The sequence below is a fragment of the Streptomyces sp. NPDC060205 genome (genome assembly GCF_042728395.1).
Classification (GTDB): domain Bacteria; phylum Actinomycetota; class Actinomycetes; order Streptomycetales; family Streptomycetaceae; genus Streptomyces.
This window is the reverse complement of sequence record NZ_JBHWZP010000606.1, coordinates 1-2,075: the sequence shown is the minus strand read 5'-3', so window position 1 is coordinate 2,075 and position 2,075 is coordinate 1. Positions and strand designations below refer to the sequence as shown.

General features: G+C 70.3%; 4 protein-coding genes. 2 read left to right on the top strand and 2 right to left on the bottom strand.

The window, feature by feature from the left end; translation table 11 throughout:
- Together ACFWGJ_RS43445 and ACFWGJ_RS43440 are read right to left on the bottom strand one after the other, a co-directional pair.
- A partial coding sequence (locus tag ACFWGJ_RS43445) for an ATP-binding cassette domain-containing protein (protein ID WP_387334503.1) occupies positions 1 to 381 on the bottom strand: 381 nt, incomplete at its 3' end.
- Between the two features lie 196 nt (positions 382 to 577).
- Entirely contained in the window at positions 578 to 661 is an 84-nt protein-coding gene (locus ACFWGJ_RS43440) for a putative leader peptide (protein ID WP_366784861.1), read from the bottom strand.
- A 137-nt stretch (positions 662 to 798) separates the two neighbouring features.
- Here ACFWGJ_RS43440 and ACFWGJ_RS43435 point away from each other — a divergent pair, with 137 nt between their 5' ends.
- Entirely contained in the window at positions 799 to 1,221 is a 423-nt protein-coding gene (locus ACFWGJ_RS43435; RefSeq protein WP_387334502.1) for a secondary thiamine-phosphate synthase enzyme YjbQ, read from the top strand.
- Between the two features lie 231 nt (positions 1,222 to 1,452).
- Positions 1,453 to 2,075, top strand: a 623-nt coding sequence (locus ACFWGJ_RS43430; protein WP_387334501.1) for a CHRD domain-containing protein, incomplete at its 3' end; no start/stop codon positions are given.

Here is a 2,075-nt window from a genome sequence, read left to right as displayed (position 1 = left end):
CCACACCTTCGCCCACGGCGTCAGCCGAGGCGCCCGGAGGACGACAGCCTTGCGGCGCGGTACGAGTACGGTGCCCTCGATGTCGCGGTCGAGCCCGGCGAGGATGCGCAGGAGGGTGGACTTGCCGCGACCGGTTCGACCCAGGAGCGCCACGAACTCGCCCGGTCGGAGGGAGAGTTGCAGGTTGTCGATGACCGCGCGGCCGTCGAAGGCGCGGGTCAGCCCTTCCACGCGTACCGCCGGGACGGGTGTCGTCGGTCCGTGCTTCCGGCCGGCCGCCCGGGCGCCGGCTGAGCCGGAACCAGAGCCGGAACCGGAGCCGGAGTCGGAGTCGGCGGGAGTCTGCTGCGGGTCCACCGTCCGGTGAACGTCGGTCGCCATCGCGGCAACAGCCTTTCGAGAGGAACCGAGGAACCGAGGGAGCGCGCCCGGACCGTCAGGGGAGTCAGAGGTGTCAGGGGCGTCAGGAGCGGTGGGGCCGCGCTTCAGCGGCCCGGCTTCCGGCCCGGGTCAGGCGGGCACGAAGCGGCGGGGCCGTGCAGTGGCGCGGCGGGGCAAAGCGGGTGGTGGGACGGCGTCAGCGGCCGGTGCGACACGCGGCGGAGGCCACCCGCAGCAGGTCGATGTGACCGCGCGTGGTGAGCAGAGCTGAACGCAACATGCCGCCGAACGTAGCCAGCCCGGTCGCATACGGTCAATGGTGTCTCGCGGAGTGGCGGCGCGTCTCATGGCCGCTCGGCGGAGGCATCGCGGGTGTGGAACCCCGCACACGGGTGCGGGATGGGTCAGGATTGGCTCATGTCCGATGCCTTCACCACCCGTGTCCTGAACATCTCCTCCGGCTCCACGGAAGCGGTCGTCGACCTCACCCGTGAGTGCGAGGCCTTCCTGCGGGAGGCGGCGGGCGGCCGTGACGGCCTGCTCAACGTCTTCGTGCCCCACGCGACCGCCGGCGTGGCCGTCCTGGAGACGGGAGCGGGCAGCGACGAGGACCTGCTCGCCGCCCTCCACACCCTCCTCCCCGCGGACGACCGCTGGCAGCACCGTCACGGGAGCCCCGGCCACGGCCGCGACCACGTCCTCCCGGCGCTCGTCCCTCCGCACGCCACGCTGCCGGTGATCGCCGGGCGGCTGGAGCTGGGGACGTGGCAGTCGGTGTGCCTGGTCGACACCAACAAGGACAACCCCGACCGCACGGTCCGGCTGAGCTTCCTGGGATGACCTTCCTGGGACGACCTTCCTGAGGTGATCTTCCCGGGGTGATCTTCCTGGGGTGAGCGGGATCGCCCTCCGCGCCGGGCCCAGTGTCAAGGTCGCGTCGCGAGTGATCGCGGCCCGTCTCAGAAATGTCTCAGGGCTGTCATGGCGTGAGCTGTGTCGTGAGGGCAGTCCGTGTTGTGGGTGACGAACCGCGAAACAGCGCGGTCGCAGCACGGGGAAGGCTCAACTGCCATGAAGAGCAAGCGCTTTGCAATGATCGCCGTATCCGCCGTCACGGGTGCGCTTCTGCTGACCGCCTGCAACGGGGAAGACGGTGTGACCGGTGCCGACCCCGCCGCGAGCGCCGAGGCCAGCCGCCCGGCCACCGACGGGCACGCCTCGTCCGGTTCGGAGCACGGCGGGGCGCAGGGCGTCGGCCGATGGGAGAAGAACGCGGCGGACGCGACCTTCTTCGGTTCGGTGATGACCGGTGCCGACGAGGTCCCGGTCGAGGGCGGTCCTGCCGTGGGGGACAAGGACGGGCACGCGCTCGCCCTGATGCGGATCCAGGGCGACCAGGTGTCCTACGCCTTCACCTTCAGCGGGATCCAGACGCCGACCCTGGGGCACCTCCACAAGGGCGTCAAGGGTGTCAACGGCGATGTGAAGATCCCCTTCTTCACGAAGAAGCTGGAGGACGGCAGGAAGTTCGTCTTCGGTACGGTCACCGTCGACGACAAGGACCTGCTGGAGGGCATCAAGGCCAACCCCGGCAACTGGTACTTCAACATCCACACCGGTGAGTTCCCGGGCGGTGCCGTCCGCGGCCAGGCCTACAAGCTCCCCTCCGGCGTCGACGTCCCCGACACCATGAA